The 22,917-nt window shown below is 60.6% G+C and carries 19 protein-coding genes; 8 read left to right on the top strand and 11 right to left on the bottom strand.

Features of this window, described 5'->3' with window-relative positions; genetic code table 11:
• Nucleotides 1–11: 11 nt before the first annotated feature.
• Entirely contained in the window at nucleotides 12–944 is a 933-nt protein-coding gene (locus AC1RTP_RS22530; protein ID WP_498610648.1) for an EDSAP-1 family PEP-CTERM protein, read from the bottom strand.
• A gap of 172 nt (nucleotides 945–1,116) precedes the next feature.
• On the opposite strand from AC1RTP_RS22530, the gene AC1RTP_RS22525 reads away from it, so the two are divergent.
• Nucleotides 1,117–1,830 (top strand): N-acyl amino acid synthase FeeM domain-containing protein, encoded by a 714-nt coding sequence (locus AC1RTP_RS22525; protein ID WP_498610646.1) that lies wholly within the window; start codon nucleotides 1,117–1,119, stop codon nucleotides 1,828–1,830.
• 1 nt (nucleotide 1,831) lies between these two features.
• Nucleotides 1,832–3,442, top strand: a complete 1,611-nt coding sequence (locus AC1RTP_RS22520; protein WP_498610645.1) for an FAD-binding oxidoreductase — start codon at nucleotides 1,832–1,834, stop codon at nucleotides 3,440–3,442.
• 6 nt (nucleotides 3,443–3,448) lie between these two features.
• Here AC1RTP_RS22520 and prsT read toward each other — a convergent pair whose 3' ends face one another.
• From prsT to AC1RTP_RS22495, 5 genes are all read right to left on the bottom strand, one after another.
• Nucleotides 3,449–6,193, bottom strand: a complete 2,745-nt coding sequence (gene prsT, locus AC1RTP_RS22515; protein ID WP_498610643.1) for an XrtA/PEP-CTERM system TPR-repeat protein PrsT — start codon at nucleotides 6,191–6,193, stop codon at nucleotides 3,449–3,451.
• 97 nt (nucleotides 6,194–6,290) lie between these two features.
• Nucleotides 6,291–6,674 (bottom strand): hypothetical protein, encoded by a 384-nt coding sequence (locus tag AC1RTP_RS22510; protein WP_498610642.1) that lies wholly within the window; start codon nucleotides 6,672–6,674, stop codon nucleotides 6,291–6,293.
• Between the two features lie 233 nt (nucleotides 6,675–6,907).
• Nucleotides 6,908–7,303 carry an Hpt domain-containing protein gene (locus AC1RTP_RS22505; protein ID WP_498610640.1) on the bottom strand — a complete coding sequence of 132 codons (396 nt, stop codon included), beginning with the start codon at nucleotides 7,301–7,303 and terminating at the stop codon, nucleotides 6,908–6,910.
• Nucleotides 7,304–7,316: 13 nt separating this feature from the next.
• Nucleotides 7,317–8,597, bottom strand: coding sequence for an alpha/beta hydrolase (locus tag AC1RTP_RS22500; protein ID WP_498610639.1), 1,281 nt, complete (start codon nucleotides 8,595–8,597; stop codon nucleotides 7,317–7,319).
• Nucleotides 8,598–8,665: 68 nt separating this feature from the next.
• Complete coding sequence (locus AC1RTP_RS22495; protein WP_498610637.1) at nucleotides 8,666–9,031, bottom strand: hypothetical protein; 366 nt, start codon at nucleotides 9,029–9,031, stop codon at nucleotides 8,666–8,668.
• 139 nt (nucleotides 9,032–9,170) lie between these two features.
• Here AC1RTP_RS22495 and AC1RTP_RS22490 point away from each other — a divergent pair, with 139 nt between their 5' ends.
• From AC1RTP_RS22490 to AC1RTP_RS22480, 3 genes are all read left to right on the top strand, one after another.
• Nucleotides 9,171–11,303 carry a hypothetical protein gene (locus tag AC1RTP_RS22490; RefSeq protein WP_498610635.1) on the top strand — a complete coding sequence of 711 codons (2,133 nt, stop codon included), beginning with the start codon at nucleotides 9,171–9,173 and terminating at the stop codon, nucleotides 11,301–11,303.
• Nucleotides 11,304–11,414: 111 nt separating this feature from the next.
• Complete coding sequence (locus AC1RTP_RS22485) at nucleotides 11,415–13,667, top strand: hybrid sensor histidine kinase/response regulator (RefSeq protein WP_498610633.1); 2,253 nt, start codon at nucleotides 11,415–11,417, stop codon at nucleotides 13,665–13,667.
• A 30-nt stretch (nucleotides 13,668–13,697) separates the two neighbouring features.
• Nucleotides 13,698–14,150, top strand: a complete 453-nt coding sequence (locus tag AC1RTP_RS22480; RefSeq protein ID WP_498610632.1) for a hypothetical protein — start codon at nucleotides 13,698–13,700, stop codon at nucleotides 14,148–14,150.
• Nucleotides 14,151–14,165: 15 nt separating this feature from the next.
• On the opposite strand, the gene AC1RTP_RS22475 is transcribed toward AC1RTP_RS22480, so the two are convergent.
• The 4 genes from AC1RTP_RS22475 to AC1RTP_RS22460 form a co-directional block, all read right to left on the bottom strand.
• Nucleotides 14,166–15,227, bottom strand: a complete 1,062-nt coding sequence (locus tag AC1RTP_RS22475; protein WP_498610630.1) for a M35 family metalloendopeptidase — start codon at nucleotides 15,225–15,227, stop codon at nucleotides 14,166–14,168.
• A 171-nt stretch (nucleotides 15,228–15,398) separates the two neighbouring features.
• Nucleotides 15,399–16,493: a rod shape-determining protein RodA gene (gene rodA, locus AC1RTP_RS22470; RefSeq protein ID WP_498610628.1), complete on the bottom strand. Its 1,095-nt coding sequence runs from the start codon at nucleotides 16,491–16,493 to the stop codon at nucleotides 15,399–15,401.
• 132 nt (nucleotides 16,494–16,625) lie between these two features.
• Complete coding sequence (locus AC1RTP_RS22465) at nucleotides 16,626–18,236, bottom strand: PHA/PHB synthase family protein (RefSeq protein ID WP_498610626.1); 1,611 nt, start codon at nucleotides 18,234–18,236, stop codon at nucleotides 16,626–16,628.
• 16 nt (nucleotides 18,237–18,252) lie between these two features.
• Nucleotides 18,253–18,978, bottom strand: a complete 726-nt coding sequence (locus tag AC1RTP_RS22460) for a universal stress protein (RefSeq protein WP_498610624.1) — start codon at nucleotides 18,976–18,978, stop codon at nucleotides 18,253–18,255.
• Between the two features lie 210 nt (nucleotides 18,979–19,188).
• On the opposite strand from AC1RTP_RS22460, the gene AC1RTP_RS22455 reads away from it, so the two are divergent.
• Nucleotides 19,189–19,833 carry a dihydrofolate reductase family protein gene (locus tag AC1RTP_RS22455; protein WP_498610682.1) on the top strand — a complete coding sequence of 215 codons (645 nt, stop codon included), beginning with the start codon at nucleotides 19,189–19,191 and terminating at the stop codon, nucleotides 19,831–19,833.
• Nucleotides 19,834–19,875: 42 nt separating this feature from the next.
• Here AC1RTP_RS22455 and AC1RTP_RS22450 read toward each other — a convergent pair whose 3' ends face one another.
• Entirely contained in the window at nucleotides 19,876–20,946 is a 1,071-nt protein-coding gene (locus tag AC1RTP_RS22450) for a trypsin-like serine protease (protein WP_498610622.1), read from the bottom strand.
• Nucleotides 20,947–21,258: 312 nt separating this feature from the next.
• Between AC1RTP_RS22450 and AC1RTP_RS22445 the strand changes: the two genes are divergently transcribed.
• The gene (locus AC1RTP_RS22445; protein ID WP_498610620.1) at nucleotides 21,259–22,254 is read left to right on the top strand and encodes a hypothetical protein; all 996 of its coding nucleotides are present in this window, start codon (nucleotides 21,259–21,261) and stop codon (nucleotides 22,252–22,254) included.
• A 2-nt stretch (nucleotides 22,255–22,256) separates the two neighbouring features.
• Entirely contained in the window at nucleotides 22,257–22,913 is a 657-nt protein-coding gene (locus AC1RTP_RS22440; RefSeq protein WP_498610618.1) for a hypothetical protein, read from the top strand.
• The last annotated feature ends 4 nt before the right edge of the window (nucleotides 22,914–22,917 follow it).

Genomic DNA, 22,917 nt, shown 5'->3' with positions numbered 1-22,917 from the left:
TCAAAAAATGCTCAGGATTTGCGGCGGCGCAATGCTACCGACATTGCCAACATCCCAGCTGCCAGCACAGCGAGCGAATCTGGTTCCGGCAATTGCTGTTGCAACGCATTGGCCAGCGTGTTGTGCTGGATCGTGATCTGGTAGCTCGTGCCCGCTGCAAGCAAGGGTGTGGTCGCCGAAAATGGCGCAGTGGCAGGTGCATAAGTCAGAGTGCCTGGCGTGCCGTCAGTGCGGCTGAGGGCGCTTTGTGCATTCAGTTCTCCCGGCGCGTAAGTAAAGACCGAGGCGCCAGTGGTCAGGTTGACGATATTGATCGACCACGACAAGCGTGCATTCGCGTTGGCATTCGGGCCCGAACCCAGCGAAACATAAGCCTGTGTGTAGGGCGTTGCATCGAACGCGACCGTCATGGTGTCCGCTGCGCCCAGCGTGATGCTGAAGGTGGTTGACGTGCCGACGTCGCAATTGCCAGAGGCAATGGCGTTCATGGCGGTCGAAGCGTCAGCGCGGGTGCGGGCATGTGCGCCTGCAGGATTGCCATTAATGATGATGGAGGCGCCGGTCAAGTCCTGGTCGGCATAACCGAAGGTGCCTGGCACCGGCGGCGGGCTGGCAAATGGCGCAAAGTTGTTGTTGGCCAGGGCAGGGCAGGGTGCGCCAACGCACTGGTGCGCTACGTTCGGCGTGCTACCGCTCAGGATGCCGAGAGATGATGCGCCATTGGCGAACACATTATTGAGCGATGCGGTTGCATGCGCGTCGTTGGTGCCCTGCAGGATAGTGAAGTCGGCGGTGCTGTAGGCGCCGCCGCCAGAATGCAACAGGCGGAAATTGTTGATGTCCAGGATCGCAGAAGCGAAGGTGGATGCCTGGGCTGGCGCGCTGGCAATGCCGACCACGATTGCGGCGGCGCTTGCCAGGAGGGACTTGCGGAAGGTAGTCATGGCTTGAATCTCCCTGAGGATATGCGGCGGGTGTGCCGGCAAGCTCTGTTGAGCAGCATCCGTGCCATGTCGCTATGCCCCGGTGTGCATTGGCCGTGAAAAGAAATCCGACGCGGGCGGAACCTTACGCGATCCTGCGCGTCCAAGCCATATTCCAAGAGGAGGACGCACTGTGGACGACGACACCATTGTTTCCCTGCTGATCGAAGAGAACGCCAGCGGCGAGCAGGCATTGCAAGCGCTGGACCAGCAACAGTTCAATATCCGCCTGGCCAATTCGGCCGGGCAGCGCGAGGCTGCCAGCGTGCTGCTGCAGAAAATGTACGGCTGGCGCGGCTACGAGATCGATCCCAACGCACCGCATGAACCGAACCGCATCACACTGGCTGCCGACAGCCAGGGCGAGACCGTCGGAACCATGTCGCTTTGCCTGGATGATCCCGCCATTGGGCTGCCGGCCGATGAAAACTTTGGCGACATTCTCTCGGGCTGGCGTGCGCAAGGACGGCATCTCTGCGAACCAGCGCGCCTGGCAATCGACCGCGACGTCAATATGCGTGTGTTTGCCGCCCTGATCCACATTTCGTATGTCTATGCCCATAACCTGCATGGCTGCACCGACTATGTGATCGAAGTCAATCCACGCCACGTCATGTTTTACAAGCGCATGCTGGGTTTCCATATAGCCGCGCCCGAACGCCATTGCTCGCGGGTTGGAGCGCCCGCGGTGCTGTTGCGGCTGGACCTGGCGCATATGGAGGAGCAGATCCATCTGCACGGCGGGCGCATGGAAGCTGGGCCCAACGAGCGCTCCTTCTACCCGTTCTTCTTCTCGCCACAAGACGAGGCCGGTATTACGCTGCGCTTGCGCGAAGGGAGGAGTTGACATGGACCGGCTCGATCCTGCCTTGCAGGCCTGGCGCTTGTTGCTGGGACCGTCACGCGTGCTTACCGAAGCAGGGGCGTTGGCGTCTTATGCGGCAAGTACTGCGGCTAATCCCGTCCTTCCGCTCGCCGTGCTGCGCCCCCTTTCCCATGGCGAAGTGGTGGCGCTCGTACGCGGCGCCGGAGAATTTGACATTCCGCTTTATCCGCTCAGCACCGGGCGGAACTGGGGCTATGGCGATGCTTGCCCTAGCGGCGAAGGTCAAGTGATCGTCGACCTGGGCGGCATGAACCGCATTCTTGCAACCGATCCCGAGCTCGCCTATACAGTGATTGAACCCGGCGTAACGCAGGCTCAGCTTGCCGAGCATCTTGCGCAGCAAGGCTTGCCCTTGTGGATGGATTGCACTGGCGCGGGCCCGGATACCAGCCTGGTCGGCAATATCCTCGAGCGCGGTTTTGGGCACACGCCCTACGGCAACCGCATGCTGCAGGTGTCCGGCATGCGCATCGTGCTGGCGAATGGGGAAACGCTTGAGACTGGTTTCGGCCATTTCGCAAATGCGTGCGCCGCCCATCTCTATCCTTATGGCGTGGGCCCGTGGATGGATGGGCTGTTCACGCAGTCTAACCTGGGCATCGTCACCAGCCTCGGCTTCTGGCTCATGCCGCAATCCGATGTGGTGAGTCACCTGCTTGCCAGCGTTACCGATTTTGACTCCATTGCAGCGCTCGTGGATGCCTTGCGTCCGCTCCGCATGGATGGCACGCTACGCAGCGTCGTGCATATCGGGAATGACTTGCGCGTGCTGTCCGGCGCAATGGTATTTCCCTCCGCGCTGGCGCCGCAAGGGCCGCCTTTACCGATCGATGTGCGCGCCAGTCTGTGCAAAAAGGCGGGCATTGGCGCCTGGACCGTCTCCGCGGCATTATATGGCCGCTCCGCACAAGTCGCCGATGCCCGGCGTGCAATTCGCTCAGCCATCGGAGGGCGCGCCCGTTTGCGCTTCATTGACGACAGGGCATTATCACTAGGCGCCACGGCCTCGCGGATACTGGGGCAAGGCAAGCTCGGTTCAAAGCTTGCAGCGCAAGTCGCACTCGGCCGCTCACTATTGAACATGAATCGCGGCATCCCGGATGGGCGCTTCCTGGCCGGCGCCTACTGGCGCCGCAGGGGAGGCTTGCCGCCAGCTTTCCCTGCCGGGGCCAACCCCGCGCGCGACGGCTGCGGGATGATGTGGCTGGCGCCTGTGCTGCCGTTGCGAGGAGCCGACCTTCTTCACGTGCATGCCCTGGTTGAACCAGTTTTCGCCAGCCACGGCTTTGACTTGTTCGAGACCTTCAGCACGATCAATGAACGAACGCTGGGCGGCGTGCTGACTGTCTGCTTCGACCGCGACGATGCAGCGGAAACCACGCGCGCCAAACTGTGCTATCACGCCGCGTTCGATAGGCTGATGAAGGCTGGCTATATTCCCTACCGCGTCGGGCCGCAGTCTTTTGCGGCGCTGGATAGCGGCCACGACACGTTCTGGAGCACCGTCGCGCGCATCAAGGCAGCGCTTGATCCGCAGCAGATCATCGCGCCGGGGCGCTACCAGCCGCGCTGAATGGGCTCAAAGCCTGGCCATCAAGCTTTGCACCTCGGCCCGGTGCGGAAAATCGCGCAGCGCCAGCAATTGCTCGCATTGGCTGCGTGCGCCGCGCTTGTCGCCGCTGCGGAACAATGCGTGGGCGTAATGCAGGCGGATATCGGCTGCCGCCGGGGCGCTCTCCAATGCTCTTTTCAACAAGGGCAAGGCGCGTGCCGGCTTGCCTGTTTCAGCAAAAATCCAAGCCAGGGTATCGGCGACAGCCGGGTTGGCCGGCGCCAGATGGTAGGCGCGCTCGGCGGGGCGAAGCGGATCGCCATCCTTGAGTTGCAGCAGGGTCCAGGCCAGGTCGTTCAGGGCGACGACGTTGTCCGGGTCTCGTGCGATCAAAGTTTCGTATTCCCGCCGCGCCGAAGCGAACTCTCCGCGTTGCAGCAGGTAGCTGGCGTAATACAGCCTGGTGGGCTGGTCGCCTGGGTTCTTGTCCAGCCAGACGACTATGCGGCGCTCCGCCGCCTCAGCCTGCTTGGCAGCATGCAGGGCGCGATGCAGAGCAATCAGCATGGGTCCGCTCGCCTGAAGCGCGAACCCGCGCTCATACTGTGTCACCGCCTCGCTTGGCTTTCCTTGTTCGAGCAAGGCATCGCCTTCGAGTTTGAAGCCGATGGCAGCGTTCGGTTGCCGCTTTTGCGCCGCCTGCGCCAACTTACGCGCGTCGTCGTAGGCGTGGCTGTCCAGCATAAGGGCGCTGGCAAAGAACAGGGCATCTTCCCGGCCGGGCTCGAGCGCAAGGGCTTTATGCACTGTCACTAAGGCCGAAGCTTTTTGCTGAAGGACCAGTTGGGCGTGGGCAATGCGCAACTGGACTTCGGCACTGCTCGCTTGCAGTACGGCGAGCTTTTGCAGGCTGTCCAGCGCGAGTGCATGCTTGCCGGAGGCCACTGCAGCCTGGGCCAGCAGATCAAGGCTTGCCGCCTGGTCTGGCCGCAAGGTGTGCAGGCGCTGCGCTTGCTGCAGCGCCTTCTCTGGCTGCCCGCTACGTAAATATAATGCTGCCAGGGATTGCGCCGGCGCCACGGCATCCGGTTCGGCGGCGGTGGCGCGCTCAAGCCAGGTAATTGCTGCGGGCAAGTTGCCCTGACGGGACTCGAGCTTCGCCAGCGCGGTCAGGAGCGGCACGCTGTTCTTGTTACGCTGTAAGGCAGCCTGGTAGCGCTGGCGCGCCTGAGGAACTTTTTTTTCGAGGATATCCAGTTCGGCCAGGTTGTCGAGTGCGGGGATGTGGCCGGGTTCGAGTTCGAGCGCCCGGATAAAAGCTTTGCGGGCCCCGGCAAGGTCGCCGCTGGCGAGCAGGACGCCACCTTTCAGGTTTGCCACTGCAGGATTCTCGCCTTGCCCCTCCATCCGCCTGACCTGGGCCAGGGCTTCGCCGTAGTTGCGGCTCCTGAGGTGAGTCATCACGAGGAGGGAGCCGGCACGTGCCGCCGAAGCGCCATTTTTACGTGCCGCCTGTTCCAGAGCCTCGACGGCACGGGCGTCCTGACCCTGAATGAGCAGGCCCACACCATTAGCGTTGAGGAGGCTGGCCGATTCCGGTGCGAGGCCGCTCGCCTGCCCAAACCAGCGTGCAGCCAACTCATGCTGGCCGCTACGCATGGCCGCTTCCCCGGCAAGCGCCAGCAAGTCAATATCCTGCGAGCCGCCGGCGATGACCGGCTGGAGCAATGCCAATGCATCCTGCGCCTTGCCTTCCTTCAAATCGCACATCGCTTGCAGGCGCAACGCGTAGGGCTCACCGGCCACACTCTGGCGATAACTCTGGATATGGGCGCGAGCCGGCGCGGTGGTCCCGATAGCAAGCTCGGCCGTTGCCGCCAGCAGCATGCTGGGCAAATGGTCCGGCGCGATGCGCAGCACAGCCTGGGCGTGTTCCAGCGCTGCTTTATGCTGCCCCTCGCCGAGTTCGAGCATTCCTTGCGCATAGACCAGGACTAGGCTCGAAGGCTGGAATTTGCGGGCGGTTTCCAGTTGCTGTTTCGCGAGCGCCGCCTTGCCTTGCTGGAGGTAGATGGCTGCGATATCTGCGTGGGCCTGTACGTTGGCCTGGTCCAGTCCAAGGATGCTGCGGTAAGTGGCCAAGGCTTCGTCCAGCTCGCCCCGAGTCCGCCGCAAATCACCGCGAAAGCGCAAGGCATCGATATCGTCCGGCTTGGCGGCAAATGCCAGCGCGACCGATTCCTCGGCAGCCTTCACATCGTGTTTGAGCAGGGCGAGGCGCGCCTGGCCGAGGTGTGCGGCGACCAGCTTGCTGTCTTTTTGCAGAGACTGGGCATAGAGGCGGCCGGCGTCTTCCGGCTTGCCGAGTCCATACAGGGCATTTCCGCGCCAGGCCAGCACCGCTGCCGTATCCGCTTCTGCATGCAGTTCATCGAGCACACCCTGGTAGGCGCCTTGGGCCAGCAAGGTGCGCATGAGGATGGGTAGCAGCTGCGCCCTTGGCTGCCCCAGGGCCAGGGCGCGGCGCAATTCCTTTTCGGCCGAAACGGCATCGCCCTGTGCCAGATGCAACTCACCCAACATGCGCCGCGCATCGGCATTGCCCGGTTTCTGTTGCAGCAGATTTTTAAGATGGATGACCGCCGCCCGCTCCTCGCCACGCAAATGCGCAGCTCGTGCCTCCTTGAGGACGTCTTCCACGGGTTTCATGCGCTGGCAAGCGAACAGCGCGGCCAGCGTCATTCCGGCCGTGACGGTGATTAATCGAGACATGGCTAACTCCCAGGCTGGTGGAAGTACCAGCGTAGGGTTTGCCTATGAGTGCTTGTTGATCACGCTCAAGAAAGCGTGCAATCGTTGCTGCTGGGGCTTACTTGGCGTGGCGCGGGGTGGCCAGTTGAACGTACAGGGGCCAGGAGTGATCGCTGCTGTTGTTCGCAACAGTCGTGGTATTGGGGTGATAGCGGTTTGAAAGGTAGTCGGCAGAGACCGCATCGCCGGCGAGGGCTGCCTTTTGCAGCAGGCGGATCGCTTCAGTATGTTTGGCAGCATCCAGGGTGTAGAGCAGGCCCAGCTCGCGCGCAGCGACGGCGGAGCCCTGTTCCGCCCATTCTTTCAGGCGGCGTTCAGCCGCGGCGCCACCGTGCTCGGCGAGCTTTTTGGCGACCGCTTCTACAACTGGGGCAGGCGGCTGGACTTCTTCCTGAACCTGGCAGGCAATCAACATGCCGACCATGAGCAGTGTAGAGGTCACGATAACACCCGCCTTGTTGAATATTTCCATATTTCTTTTTAGCCAACTAGAGGATTAGCATTATACAATAAGTTGCCGCACATCAAGCTGCACTGCAACTTGCAAGATTCTATGAAATGCTGGACAAACGGGGCGCACGCCTCGCTAGACTGCGTAATGCTGACAGTAAGGCATCATAACATAGCGATGTTGCGGCGCATCAATACGGGTGGGGTAACAGATGTAACGATTCGTTAGCGGGCAGCGGCGCGGCCGCTGTGTTGGTCCAGCCAGGCTCCTGCATGGTCATGAACCAGTTTCAATTCACCTTCGAGCGCGGTGAATAAAAGGGGGATTTCCATGATCCGGCCTTCTTGCAAGGCCAGCTCGAGCGCAAGGGACGCTGCGACAAAGCGCTTAGCCCCCAGGTTACCGACAGAACCACGCAGGTTATGCAAAATACGCCGCGCTTCCATGAATTTGGCATCGCGAATCGCTTCGCCGGCCATATTGAGCGGTTCTAAACCGGGGCCAATCCCGTCGCGTACGATCTTGACGACGGTATCCACGGCTTTTTCATCCCGCCCCATGTATTCGAGCAGCTTGTCGACGCAAAAAATGGCCTCGTCCGGCGCACTTGCATAAGTCATTGCAGGTCTCCGTTTATCCGCGGAACGTCCAATAGCGTCCCGTCTGCCCCTCCACCGCCTGTAAGCCAAAACGCTCGGCGGCCCGGGTATCTTTCTGCACAACGTAATACATATCGCTCAGGGCTGACCGTTGCTCGGCAAAATACGTATGACCGATGAAGCCCGTATCCACCCCGCTGGCGTCAATTGTCTCGACGCCCGGCGCAACCACTAGTCCTGGACCGCTTTCGCCGGCGCGCGCATAGCCGTGAATCGCTTTTGAGGCGCGCAAAGCGGCATCGTCTGAAGATGCATACAACGTCAATGGGTTGCCCACCCCCGCCAAGGCTGGAACCAGCTGCTGGCGGAATACATCGGCATCAATATCGGGCGCTGCCAGAATCACTTCGCGGATGCGGCTCGCCAATTCGGGCCGCGCCGCGATCACGCTGGCCGTTGCCTTGGCCAGGGCGCGGTTGCCCATGCTGTGAGCGAGCAAGTAAACATGCTCGGCATCCGTCTGCTGCAGGAAGTCAGCCAGGAAAGCGGCCAGGTCGGCCTGGGTCCATTCCACATTAGCTTCATCCAATATATATCCTGAGAGCTTACCTTGCGAGGGCCAACTGTAAAAAATTGCGGCGCCATGGAAGGCTAAGTCGTATGCCAGTTGTCCGGTACGGCGCGCCGCATCTTCAAAGGTGGTGCGGTAACCATGGATAAAGAGTAGGGCGCTGTGCGGGCCGCTGGCGGCAATTGCTTGCTTGAGCTCGGCCATATAGTGCTCCCGCTCCTGCATATCGGCAGCCAGCAGTACCACATGCTGCTCAGGTTCCTCTCGGAATTCGAATCGCAGCAGGGAAGGGGATTCCAGTTCGCCCATGCGGTGGTCGCGCGGGATGCTCACTTCACAAGTGCCGTAGCGTAGCTGGCCGCGGGTGCTGCCGAACAGGCGGGCCGGATGGCGATCGCCGCTGAGTTCGCGGTCGGTGGCAAAATAAACTTTCATCACTGCATGGTCGGGCGCGCCATCCAGGCTTGCGGTCGGGGAAGCGCGCGCACTGCGCCGGCGCTCCACCTCATCGATCAGGTTGCGCGCTGCCGCCCGTAAATAGCGGTCGCCGGCCAGTCCGGCCGCCGCGAGCGCATCGCTCAGGGCGAACTGGCGCGAGCGCGAGCCCGGATCCTCCTCGACATCGGCAATCGCATCGGCGACCGTGGGCGCTTGGCCCGACAGACGCGACTTCAGCATCTGGTAGGCAGCGCTGATGCCGCCCTCGCTGGCACCTGCCGTCACTGCTGTCGTAATGACGTCCATGCTCTTCTCCTGGCTGATTAATGCATATCTGACCACACACGCTACGCCAAGTCCAGCGCCGCATGAATCTAGCGCTCGGGCGCCAATTCCAGGCGGTTAACACGGGCTGCCTTATTGAAATCAATGGCAATTCGCAGCATTTGCGGCTCGCATTTTGCACGGTACACGTAAAGCCGGTCTTCCCCGAACACATTACGCGACAGCAGTTCAAGCTTGAAAGGGCGGACACACCCTCTCATAGCCGCCTGCAAGCCGGGAACGGCAAGATAGGTCGCGCCGCGCTCGGTGAACCGGTCCGTCGCCGGCTTGCCGTCGGCGACGCCTTCAAGCACGTCGATGACCTGGGCCGTGACGCCGGGCTCCTCGTCGGGGATGGCCTGGGCGGATTTCCAGCACAGTAGTGCTAAAAAAATGAACAGAGCGTTTCGTTTCACTGAAGACTCCCTCTAACGTTGTGTGTGTGGTCTATTCATGAATTTTTCAATAGATATACTCGCCTCCACGCTGTTGAGTAGTGACCCGGCGGGGTTCATAAGAATATTACCTAATACTGCTTCAGGAGAGACATACAACATGCGCAACACGACTCGCACCACGATTGCTTCGATGGTTATGCTGGCTTGTGCCGGCCTGGCCCAGGCTGCCGACAAAACCGTTGACAACCTGACCATCTTCACCAATACCAAGGCTGCTTCTGCCGAGGGCGTACTGAAATCGCAAGCGGCCCGCTTTGGCCTGCCAGCCAACTTGAATAACCTGCAACTGGTCGAAGTCAAGGAATCCCTGACCGGCAAGCACTACTACTACCAGCAAATGCTGCGCGGCCTGCCAGTGGACCGCGCCCAGATTATCGTTTCGATCGGCAAGGATGGCGAGCTGCAAAAGATCTTTAACGAGACCCGCCACGTTTCGGCCAAAATGGATGCCGACGCTGTCAACCAGCTGTACAACAAGAAGCAGCTCAGCGAAGACGAAGCCCTGGACAAAGGCTGGAAGAACATGAACGTCCAGCATAAGCTGGTTCATGTACCTTCCACCACCCTGGTCTGGGTGCCAAGCAAGGATGGCATGCAGCTGGCGCGCAAGGTCAATATCGAAGCCGAAATGCCAACTGGTGGCTTCGTCCAGTACCTGAATGCGCATGACGGCTCCGTGATCGATTCCTACAGCACCTCGCTGCCACGCTCCAACAAGGGCGGCGAACGCAGCCTGGCAGCCCGCGCCGCTGCCCCTGGCCAGTCCCTGGACCGCAAGGCCGCCACCGAAGCGGCCAAAGCGAGCGCCACCGCGGCCAAGGCCGGCGCCGGCACCGCTGCGGTGACCGTGGCCCCGTCAGGCATCAACGGCAGCGGCTATGCCTTCGATCCTGATCCGCGCACCGTATTGAATACCGACGCGCTGACCGATACCTCGGCTGCATCGGCCTTCGACGCTGCCTATTCGACCAAGACCCTGCGCGACCTGACCGTGACGGGCGGCGTCTACTCCTTGACCGGCCCATTCGTCAACATCAAGAATATCGAATCCCCAGCGACCGCACCAAGCACCACCACCAACGGTGTGTGGACTGCCAAGCGCGGCAACAACGCCTTCGACGACACCAACGTCTACTTCCACCTGGACCAGAGCCAGCGCTACATCCAGTCGCTGGGCTTTACCGGCACCAAGTCGATCCTGAACCGTTCGATGGATGTTGACACCGATGGCGTGAATGGCGACGACAACTCGCACTTCAGCGGCAGCGGCGCTACCGGTTATCTGGCGTTCGGCCACGGCTGCGTGAACGACAGTGAAGACGCAGACGTGATCCTGCACGAATACGGCCACGGCATCCAGGCCAGCATCAACTCCAGCTGGTCCGGCGGCGACACCGGCGCCATGGGCGAAGGTTTCGGCGACTACTGGGCAGCGTCGTACTCCTACAGCACCCCGAACGGCCAGGTTTACCACCCTGAGTGGGCCTTCAGCTGGGACGGTCACGGCGCTTGCTGGGCCGGCCGTATGCTGAACCGCACCGACGCCAAGTACAACAGCGCCAAGTCCTATGCTGCGCACACCAACGTGACCGAGAACGGCGTGACCTTCCAGTCCGATGAACTGTGGTCGGCACCGCTGTATGGCGCCATGACTTCCCTGATCGCTGCCGGCAAGCCACGCGCCAACATCGACAAGATCATCCTGGAAGCGCACTTCGGCCTCGGTTCGAACGTGAAGATGCCAGCGATGGCAACCGCGATCGTGAACGCTGCGAAGACCCTGTTCCCAGCGGACTTGACCTACGCCAACACCTTCCAGGCCAAGTTCCAGGCGCAGAACATCCTGTCGGCTACCTGCACCCCAGTGTCGATGAACGAAACGGAAAGCAATAACACCATTGCGACCGCCAATGCCATCACCCAGTCGTGCACCACCGCCAGCGCCAACATGAGCGCCAGCACCGATGCCGACTACTTCGCCATCACCGTTCCAGCTGGCAAGACCCTGACCGCCACCATGACCCCGAACGCCTCCTCGGACTACGACCTGAAGCTGTATGACGCTGCAGGCACCCAGTTGGCATCGAGCGTCAACGGCACCGGCCAGGCCGACGCCGTATCGCGCGCCAACACGGGCTCTTCTGCTGTAACTTGGTATGCCAAGGTGTATTACTACGCAGGTGGCACTGGTTCGACCAGCGGCACCTACACCTTGAAAGCCTCCTGGTAATTAAAGAGCGCACCCCCGCGCCCTATACCGCCTCGCCCGCAAGGGCAGGCGGTTTTTTTTCGTCCAATTCGCTTACAATTGGTTCCGCTGAGTCCGTTAAGAGACGAAAAAATGCAAACTGACCTGGGCAAGTTCATCCTCGAAGAAGCCCCCGGGGGCATTATCGCCACAGACGCTCACGACACCGTGATGTTCTGGACCCGGGGCGCAACGCAGATCTACGGCTATAGCACGGAAGAAGCGCGCGGGCAGCGGCTCTCGGAGCTGGTCGGCATGCCCGGCCACCCTGTGCGGCAAGAATTCGGCGCTGATTTTGAGTACCTGCGGCGGCGCAAGGATGGCCAGGCCGTGTACGTCAGTGCAGCTTGCAAGCCGGTCTACACTTCCCAGGGTGAGATAGAGTACATCATCCACAGCCAGAACGACATCACCGACGCCAAGGCCTTGCGCGATGCGCGCCAGGTGGAGTCACGCTACCGTGGCTTGCTGGAATCAATGCCCGATGCAATCGTCATGGCCAATTCCACAGGCCGCATCGTGCTGGTGAACAGCCAGGCGGAGCGCTTGTTCGGCTTTGAACCGCGCGAGTTGCTGGGCAAGCCTGTGGAAGTGTTGCTGCCCAACCGTTTCCGCGGCGGCCACGTCTCCCATCGCGCCCAGTACTTTGTGCAGCCACGCACCCGCACCATGGGCGCTGGCTCGGAGCTGTATGGCTTGCGCAAGGATGGCCATGAATTTCCCGTCGAGATCAGCCTTAGCATGATCCAGATGGAAGAGGGCGCCATCGTCATGAGCGCGATCCGCGATATAGGCGATCGCAAGAAGGCCGAGCAAAAGTTCCGCGGCCTGCTCGAATCGGCACCGGACCCGATGGTGATCGTCAATGCGCGCGGCGAGATCGTCTTGGTCAATACGCAGACGGAGCAATTGTTTGGCTACCAGCGCCAGGAGTTGCTGGGCAAGCCGATCGAAATCCTGATTCCAGCACGCTTTGCCGGCCGCCATCCTGCTGCGCGCAGCAGTTTCTTCGACAAGGCTCAGCCACGCGCCATGGGCGCCGGCGCCGAGTTGTACGCGATGCGGCGCGATGGCTCCGAATTTCCGGTTGAGATCAGCCTCAGCCCGTTGAAAACAGAAGACGAACTGCTGGTATCCAGCGCCATCCGCGATATCAGTGGCCGCCGCCAGATTGAGCATAAGCTGCTGGAGCAAAAGCTGGAACTTGAGCAGGCCAGCAAGGCCAAGGACCGCTTCCTGCACAGCATGTCGCATGAGCTACGCACGCCGCTCAACGCCATCCTCGGTTTTGGCCAGTTGCTGCACAACGAAAAACTGCCGCTCTCCCAGCAGCAGCGTCACGCCTTTGCCGGCAATATCGTGCAAGCTGGACAGCATTTGCTGCACCTGATTAACGAGACCCTCGACCTTGCAAAGATCGAAGTGGGCGCCGTCACGCTGTCGCTTGAACCGGTGTCGCTGGACGACCTGCTGTACGAAGCCAGCAGGATGATCGAAGCCATGGCTGAGGCCCGCAGCGTGACGATCGACCTGGCTGAATCCTGTGGCCTCTTTGTCAAAGCCGACCGCATCCGCTTGCGGCAAATTGTCCTTAACCTGATGAGCAATGCCGTCAAATACAACAGCAAAGGCGGCCATGTCTGGGTCTCGTTCGGCACCGGCGACGTAGGGCGCGCCTGGCTTTCGGTGCGCGATGATGGGCTTGGACTCAGCGGTGAGCAATTGGCCGGACTGTTCCAACCCTTTAATCGACTGGGCCAGGAGGGTGGCTCGGAAGAGGGCAGCGGCATTGGCCTCGTGTTGAGCAAACGCCTGGCCGAATTGATGGACGCCACCATCAGCGTAACCAGCACCGTCGGACAGGGCAGCACTTTTACGGTCGAGATGGAAATCACGTCGCCCCAGCAACTGCCACGCCAGGGCCTGGCAGAAGACATGGGCAAGGCAGCAGGCGTCCATAGCCGCCACAATAAGCCTCTATTGCTGTACGTGGAAGACAATCCGGCAAACTTGAAGCTGGTTCAAGAGATCGTCAAGCTGCACCTGGACATCGACCTGCTGTCCGCCACCGACGGTAATTCCGGCGTATCGTTGGCGCGCGAACACTATCCCGATGTGATATTGATGGATATGAACTTGCCCGGCATTAGCGGCCGGGAAGCGCAGCGGTGCCTGCAGCAAGATCCGGCAACCCGGGAAATTCCCATCATCGCGCTCTCAGCGAATGCCATGCCGCTCGACGTCCAAGCCGCGCTGGAAGCGGGCTTCTTCCGCTACCTCACCAAGCCGCTGAATATTGATGATTTCCTGGAAGTCGTCGGCGAAGCGCTGGAACAAACTCGCTAAGCAAAAGTTTCACGTGTAACGGAGTCTGGAGTGAAAATCAATCTTGCAGCCATGCTAATGCTGGGCGCGATCAGCGGGGAGCCAAAGGTGCTGGACGTTCAATTCGTTGTCAAGGAAGCGGCCGGCCACCCGGTGCTGCATGTCGCGCTTGCCAATCATCTGGCACAGGCAGTGAAGGTACCGCGCTCCCTGGCGACCGAACAGGAGATGTTCGGCAAACTATTCGACCTGCGAGATGCCGAGACGGGCGAGCCTTTGGAATACCAGGGCATCATGGTCAAGCGGGGCCCGTTAACTGAGGAAGATTACCTGCACCTGGCGCCCGGCAAGCGCCGCAGCAACAGCATCGACCTGTCGCGCGCCTACGCGTTCAAGCCGGGGCACCATGCGTATACCATCAGCTACGCTGGGCACTATTTGTTGAATGGGAAGGAAGTACCGCTCACCGTCGGACCGGTACGATTCGAACATACCGGACGGTGAGCGGCGCCCCGCAGCTTATTGCTGGGCAGGGGTGTTCTCGCCGAAATATTCGTGCGAGTCGGCGTTGTCGATGGCCTGGTCAGGATTGCTGATCGCCAGGCTTGCCGCGCCGCTTTGGCCGTAGACGTGGTCGTCGGTGCCGGCAGTAGCGTTGAAGTGGCTCATTTCATGGACCAGGGTACCGCCCTTGGAGTCGGTACCGGTCATTGGCGCGCTCCAGAAAGCCTTGCAGACATAGATCTTGTAAGGCTGGGTTGGATAGACGTAGGCATAGTAGGTCTTCTTGCAGCCGCAATCGACGGTGATTGGCTTGTTGTCGAATGCATCTTTGATGGCGGTGAAGTGGGCCTGCATGGTCGAATAGCGGCTGGAAGTCACGGCGCCAAACCACTTGGTATAGCGCGGGCCCGTCTTGTTGGCTCCCAGATAGCCGTTGGCATCGTTGGACATGTTCTGCGCCGCAGCTTTGGCCGAGGTGATGTCTGCCTGCTGCGAAGCGGTGCATTTGCTGAACGACAGGGCGCCAACGCCTTGTGGTTCGGCTGGCGCCTTGGCCAGGGAGCCACGTGGCAGGGTGCCTTCGATCGAGATGCTCAATGCATCCGACTGCAGGGTGTCGGATTGCTTCTTATCGACTGCCTTGCCGGCTGGGTCGACATTGCTGAACAGCTTGGCCGATTTGGTGCTGTAGCGGATGGTGTAGTCGCCTGAGATGCTCATGTTATACATCTGGGACAATTCGACCGTGGTCTTGTACGACTTGCCAGGCTGGATCACGTAGTAGTCGGCGGCGGTAGGGGCCGGGCGCTTGGCGTGCATGCCTTCATAAGCGACTTTGGCGCCATCGCGGGTGACGTCGAACAGCGATTCTTCGATTTCGCCGAATGGGGTATGCCATTTCAGCAGGTATTGCGGCACGGACGATGTATTGGTCAGCGTCACGTGAACCACCACGTCGTCGCGAGGGCCCAGTGCGCGCTTGTCCATGCTGATGCTGGCGCTCAGGCCATCGGCTGCATAAGCGCCAAAGCTGAAGGAAGCTGCGAGCGCAAAACCGCCAAGATGTTTCAAGTTCATCGGTATCTCCGTCCGGTTGTGGTTGGTGTGTGACTATCTTGACGGCGAGACCACGGCAGTTCAACCGAAATCTTCAGCCATGTAAAAAGCTGTCAGCAATTCAACAACAATTCCGTTAAAGCTTTAACAGGACGCGGGGAACTTGTTTCAAATGAGACATTTGTAACGGGCTTAGCCCCGGTTTTGCCGACGGATGCTCATCAGGATGCCGCAGCCCACACCGAGCGTCCCGAGTGCAGTGCCACCGTAACTGAAGAAGGGCAGCGGGACGCCAACTACAGGCACCACGCCGCAAACCATGCCGATATTAATGAAGGCATAAGTGAACAGGATCATGGTGATGGCGCCTCCGAGCAGGCGCGAAAAACGGGTCGTGGCGCCAGCCGTGATCTGCAGGCCGCGCACGATCAGCAGGGCATACAGCACCAGCAGGACTATGCCGCCGAGCAGGCCGAATTCCTCCGCAAAGACCGAGAAAATGAAGTCGGTGGAGCGTTCGGGAATGAAGCCGAGGCGCCCTTGGGTGCCGTCCATCCAGCCGCGCCCCGTCAAACCGCCGGAACCGATGGCGGTCATGGCCTGGGTAATCTGGAAGCCTTTGCCCATTGGGTCCGAACCAGGATCAAGAAAGGTCAGTACACGCTGCCGCTGGAAGTCGTGCAGCAAGTGCCACACCAGCGGTACGGCTGCGGCGCCGCAAACTGCGAGCCCCGCCAGCACGCGCCAGGACAGGCCGGCCAGCACGATCACATAGAAGCCCGCCGCCAGCACCAGCATGGCTGTGCCGAAGTCGGGTTGCTTGGCGATCAGGCCGACCGGGATCGCCAGCAGCACGGCGGCCGCCAGGAATACCTGCCAGCCTTTCGCGCCGTCTGCACGATGAAAGAACCAGGCCAGCATCATCGGCATCGCGATTTTCATCATTTCGGATGGCTGGAAATCATGGCCGATATTGAGCCAGCGCGTAGAGCCTTTTTTTGTGACTCCAAACAGGAATACGGCGACCAGCAAGGCTACGCCGATGCCATATAGCGTGGCCGCATGGCGCATCAGGACTGGCGGCGGGATGTTCGCTGCGACCCACATCAGGAGCAGTGCAGTGAGCACATTGCGCAGTTGGAGTTCGAAACGGCCCGGGAAATCGGCAGAAGCGGAAAACAATGTCGCCAGGCCGGCGGCGATCAGCAGTCCAACGATGGCAAGCAAAGGCGCGTCAACAGCCAGCACCGGCCGCAAGCGGCGCCAGAATGGGGTACTACCGGTCATTGAAATGCCTGCAGCCAGATCACGCGGCCGGCGAGGATCGCGAAGCCAATAGCTGTCAGCGCGCCAAGCAAGAAAAGGCGGCGGCGGAATTGTTTCTGTTCTTTTTCCATGGCCGAAATTATAAGGCCATGGCTAGCGTTCTCGCACGTAGTTTCCGGGGGCATCACATAGCCAGGGATAGTCGGCGTGGGCTTGCTGCGAAGGGGCCCGCATGTCGCCACAGCGTGTGTGCAGCCATGCGGTCCAATCTTGCCACCAGGAGCCTGGCGTCGGCGACTGGACTGCCAACCAGTCCTTGGCGTCGAGTCCGTCGATCAGCGGCGCCGACCAGTATTGCTGCTTGGCGCTGCCGCCGGGCGGGTTGACGATGCCGAGGATATGGCCGGAAGCGGTCAGCACATAATGCACCGGCGCCCCGACCAGCGCCGCGCTGCGGTAGGTGCTGCGCCAGGGAGTGATGTGGTCGGCGACGGCGCCAACGGCATACAGGGGCTGGCGGATGCGGCCCAAGTCGAGTTTTTGACCCCGAATCTCCAGCTGGTCGGCCTGCGCCAGTTTGTTGCCCTGGTAAAGCTCGCGCAGGGAGAAGATTTGCGTGGCGCGCGGCTGGCGCGTGCCGTCCGCATTCCATGCAAGCGGCGCGAGCGCCGGCGCTGGTTCGCCAAGCAGGTATTTGTGCACCACGTAGCGCCAGATTTGCGTGTTCGGCCGCAGCATGCGGAAACTCCAGCCGATCTGCTGCGAATCGAGGAAGCCCTGGCGTGCCATCACGCCTTCCAGCAATTCAACGCTTTCGTCGTTGATAAAGCTGGCGATATCTCCCGGCTTGGAAAAATCGGTCAGCGTCGCAAGAAGTGTCCAGTGCGCAACCGGAATGTCGCGGACAGCGCGGTGACGCCTGCTAAGCCATGCCATCAACGCCGACAAGGCGGTGCCGCCGATGCAGTAGCCCACCGCGTGGACCTGCGGCACACCCGCAATCGTGCGAGCCGCCTCGATTGCGGCAAGAATGCCCTCGAACAGGTGGTCCTCGAAAGTGACGCCGGCCATCGCAGCGCTTGGGTTCTTCCAGCTGATCACGAAAACATCAAAGCCCTGCGCTACCAGGTGGCGCACCATGCTTTGCTGTTGCGTCAGGTCGAGGATGTAGTATTTGTTGATCCATGGCGGCACCAGGACCAAGGGCACGCTGCGTACTTTCGCAGCGACCGGCGTGTACTGGATCAATTCCATCAATTGGTTGCGCATCACCACACGGCCCGGCGTAGCAGCCAGGTCGCGCCCAAGTTCGAATTGCGCCCGGTCCACCATGCGCAGATCGCCTGCCAGGAGGTCGCGCAGCCATTCCTCGAAGCCCAGGCGAAGGCTGGCGCCGCCGGTATCAAAGGCACGGCGTAGAACTTGCGGGTTTGTGAGCGGGAAGTTGCTTGGTGCGACTGCGTTGCACCAATGCCGCAACCAGAAGGCCGCGCTGTGGGCTACGCGTTCATCGACGCCGGGCGTGTCGTAGATTTGCCGCTCCAGGGTGCGCGTAAAACCCAGGTACTGCTGCATCAGGCCATGAAAGAATGAGTTGCTGCGCCAGGATTCGTCGGTAAAGCGGTCATCGCCTTCCGCCGCTTCCGCGACAGGCGCGGGCATGCCCGTGGCCCAGGCTACGGTGGCTAGTTCGTGCCACGCGCGGGCTAATTCCACGGGATGTGCGAGCCATGCGGCGGCAACCTGGGCGAAAGGGTTTGGCATACAGGCCAGTATAGGCCTAATGCGCCATCAACACTGGCACAGTCATCGTCTGCAGGACGGTGCGTGTGGCACCGCCCAGCATGATTTCGCGGAACCGGCTGTGGCCATAGCAGCCCATCACCAGCAAGTCGGCGTCCACGTCGGCCGCGAACGAAAGCAGGGCGGACCCGATGTCGATCGCGGTCACCTGCGAGGAGACTTCGACCTTGATGTTATGCCGCGCCAGGTAGAGGGCGATGTCGGCGCCCGGTTCGCTGCCGTGGGTATCTGGCTGGCGGCCTGCGTTGAAGACGGCCAGCGTTACTTTGCCAGCAGCCTGCAACAGGGGGATTGCAGCCGTCAGGGCGCGCGTGGCCTCCATGCTGCCGTCCCAGGCGACCACTACGCGCTTGAAGGGCGCTTCAAAGTGTCCGGCATAGGGTACGACCAGCACCGGGCGGGCGCTGTTGATAACCACGTATTCGGGCGTTTCCTCTTCCATTGGCGATATCGGGTCGTCAGGATTCACCTGTCCGACGACTACGAGGTCGCCGTAGCGCGACTGCAAAACAAGTCCGTCCGCCGCCTCATCGTCGATCAGGCGCGCTTCAACCGAAGGCATGTCGAGCATCTGGCATTGGCTGGTGAAACGCATTAGGTTGGCGCGGGCGGTTTCACGCGCTTCGTCCATGCATTGGGCGGCCATGCTGACTCCCATGGCAGTGGCGTGGTCGGCATACAGGAAGCGCGAAATACCGCTCATTGCGGACCCCACCAAATGTCCCATTGCCATGCGGGTGATCTGTCCCGCAAGACGCACCCTCCGCTCAGTATCCGCGGAGCTGTTGACATGCACTACGACGGTCTTGTATCCCATGACGTCCTCCGGATGGTTATATGGGAAAAACTCTAGGCTTTTACGCAAAGACGCGGCATGATCTGGGTCAATTTCAATCTAATCGTCGAGGTTGCAATGAGCAAGCTGCGTGTATCGTGTTTTGCTGTCAGCACTGATGGTTTCGGGGCTGGCCCGGAGCAGAGTCTTGAAAATCCGCTAGGCAAGGGCGGCGTCCAGTTGCATCAGTGGTTCTACCCGACCCAGACTTTCCAGGCCATGCATGGTGACGGGGAGGGCAGCCTGGGGCTGGACAATGACTATGCCGAGCGTGGGATGGAGAATCTCGGCGCCTGGATCCTGGGGCGGAATATGTTTGGTCCTGTGCGCGGACCGTGGCCGGATGAGGAATGGAAGGGCTGGTGGGGGCCAAATCCGCCTTATCACACGCCAGTTTTCGTGCTGAGCCACCATCCGCGGGCGCCGCTGGTGATGGAAGGCGGCACCGTTTTCCATTTCGTCACAGGTGGCTTCGAAGAAGCATTACGCCTGGCCCGTGAGGCGGCCAAGGGCAAGGACGTACGCATAGGTGGTGGGCCAGCAACGATACGGCAATACCTGCGCGCCGGACTAATTGATGAGATCCACCTGGTGCAATCGCCAGTCCTGTTGGGCGCCGGAGAAAGTCTTTTTGAAGGAATTGACCTGGCACAGCTTGGCTATAAAGTGATCGGCCACGAATCGAGCGCAGCTGCCACTCATCTGATCATCGCGAAGCAATGAAAAAGGGCGGCCGAAGCCGCCCCAAGACTTACGGGATAAAGATTAGCGCTGCTGCTTGCGGCGGCGTGCGCCGGCCAGTGCCAGCAGGCCCAGGCCGAACATTGCGGTGGTTGCAGGCTCAGGGACCACTTGCGCTGCGCCGCCGGTGGCGTCAACGATGTAGTCCAGGTAGCTGTGCAGCACGATGCCGCCGAAGTAGGTGCCAAAGGCGCCTGGGGTGAGGCCGGTCGGGGTGCCACCGAAAGTGTTGGTCGCGATCAGCATCAGCTCACCGTAGGACTCGATGAACGAAGGACCGCCGGAGTCGCCGCCACCGATACCGGATTCAACGCTGTTGCCCAGTTGCGCCGAGCAAGCGATGCCCCAGGCGCAGAAGGTGTCCTTGCCATTGCCGTCAAAGTCCGCGTACCAGACTTCATTGGCGCCGCCAAAGCCGTTCTCATCGTCGCCGTCGAACAGGTCAACAATGTTCTGGCCAGTGCGCTTTACACGGAAATCTGGGCCGATGGTGTAGCCGTTGATGCCGTCACCCGAAGTGCCGTAGCCGGCCATGATGATGCGGGTGTTCGCGTCCAGGTTCTGGCCGGCGATTTTGTAGATCTTGGCGGAGGCCGGAGCATCCTGGCCCAGGGTGATCACAGCCAGGTCGTCGTTCACACAGAAGCCTGGAACGCCAACTGGGCAATGGCCGAAACCAGCATAGTTAGGATTCATCTGGACTTTGGTCGCAGTCACGACTGCGCGGCCAGGATCGCCAACGACGTTGGACGCATTGAATACCACGCGCACATCGCTGCCAGGCTTGTTCAGGTCGATCAGGGTGCCGTTACCGGTGGTGTCAACGCAGTGGCCCGCGGACACTACCTGACGCTTGCCAACCAGCGCGCCCGAGCAAATGAAGCTCTGGCCGTCATAGCGGATGTTGATGCTGACCACGCCGGAAAATGGCGAGCTCGGCAGGTTAGCGTCAACGTGTGCTGCTGGCGAATCAGGCAGGCCGCCCGAAGTGATCAACGGCGTGATGACGCCGCCTGGAGCCGCTTGTGCAGTGCCGCTGATAGCAGCCAGTGCCAGCGCGACGCCGACGAGTTTTTTGGTGATGTGTTTTGCCACGACTATGTCTCCCTAGAATAATTGCTCTATGTGTAATAACACATCGGCAATGTCTAGCAGAAATCGTGCCCACTGGAAAACTTTCTTTACTTTCAGGTACTTGCCAAAATGCAGCCCATACTGGGTTGAGGAAATGTAAAGATTTTCGACACTTCATTGCAAATTAATACATTTGAAAAACAAGCTAAAGTTTAGGTACTGCAACGACCAAAAGTTGGGTACCAGCACGGATCTTCGAGATGCTTCAACTGCCTAAAGTGCTGCTTATCGCACCGCACAACGCAGAGCGAATAATCAAAGGAGATTTACAACATGCGAGTCAAGATTAGCGAAGTACCGCTGAGCCTGCGGCGACGCGCTGCCAATCATCTCGAATCGATCCGCGGCACCGACATGGCCATGGGCCACGACCAGATGCGCCTTGGCGACAAGGCATGCCCGGTTTACCGCCCGGACATTAACGGTGTGGCGTATTGGGAGATCGAAGTAAAGGGCGTCAAAGAGCCTAAAGCGCGCGGCCACAATGGCAAAAGCAGCGGCCTGGGATTCCTGATGCTGTCCACTGGGGGGCACGACGTTCCAATTCCGCACTGGAGCCTGGACACCGAGCCGCCAAGCTACGGCCTGGAAGCCAAAGGCAATGGCAAGAACATCGCCAGGATCCACAAACTCGACTCGCTGGCCTACGCTGCGGAAGATTCGAAGGGCAACTACGCGACCCATATCGGTCAGTTCCCACCCAAGATTGAAGCGATGCCCGGCATGCAGACCGCCCCAGCGTTGGGCGAGTTCCGTGCGGAGCCTGAGCACCGTACCGATAATGACAAGAACCCGCCCAAGCTGATGCACGTAAAGAACGACCGCTCGACGCACGGCATCAAGGCATCGGGCTGGAAAGACTGGCACGAAGCCCAGAAGGCATTCCCGGAAACCTTCAAGCCCCACCTGCAAAAGCTGGCCGAACACGCACGCGGCCACTGGGACACTGAAGAGCTGATCGAGACCTTCGGCGAAGGCATTCACGAAGGCCAGAAAATGACCGTGGCCATGCTGCAGCCAGGTTCGGCAAGTCTGAGCGGCGAGGGCGCCAAGTTCGTGCAAATGACCTTGCTGGACCGCCAGGCGGCCGGCGTCACGCTGGAAGCCAAGGCGTCCGGCGCCAGGAACGAACTGTCGTTCGCGCTCGAAATCAAATATGTCGACGGCAGCATGGAGACGCTGAACTTCTTCATCGTCCCGCGCGGCACGCCATCCAATAAACGCGACGTGGCGCCACACCTGGTCGCACAACCTGCAGGAGGTAAATAAACATGGCTTGGACTTATTACTGGGCAGCCGGCGGCGGCGGCCAGCAACCTGCATACAACCAGTTCGACTACAACGGATGCGCAGTCGGTTGCGGACCTGTCGCCTGGGCCATGTTGTTCTGCTGGGCGGACTACCAGTCAGCACACGGGAACGCTTATTGGGCGCCACGCTCCGGTCTTTATCGCGTGGATGGAGGGAAGGGCGCCGATGCGATCGCACCGCTGTACCAGGACAACGGCGTGAACAACGTTATCCGCGAACTCCATAACGAAGTCTCGACCTTCTGCTCGTTCGGTTCCGGCGCGACCTGCCCGTGGGATATGCCGGGCGCCGCCCAATACCTGAATGGCCGCAGCGGCGCGACGATCCAAGCCAACTGGAATTCGCTCGGCATCTGCGAAGACGGCTTGCGCGACAAGGCGATTGCCTCGATTGCCAACCGCCATACGCCGGCCATCATTGGCACCGGCTGGTTGAGCCACTATCCAATGGCATTCGGCTACGCCTGGCAACAACGCACCGTGCGCAAGTGCTTTATCTTCTGCTGGGATGAAACGGTGACCGACCGCTTCTTCTATGTGAATGAAGGCTGGGGCGGCGGTGGTTCTGGTGATTGGGTCGAGGCCTCGACCTGGTTCTGCGGCCAGCTGTATCCGTAAAGAC

This window comes from Pseudoduganella sp. GW821-FHT11H04 (assembly GCF_058807935.1).
Note: the sequence above shows the minus strand (reverse complement) of the source record. Positions and strands in the feature narration are given on the sequence as shown.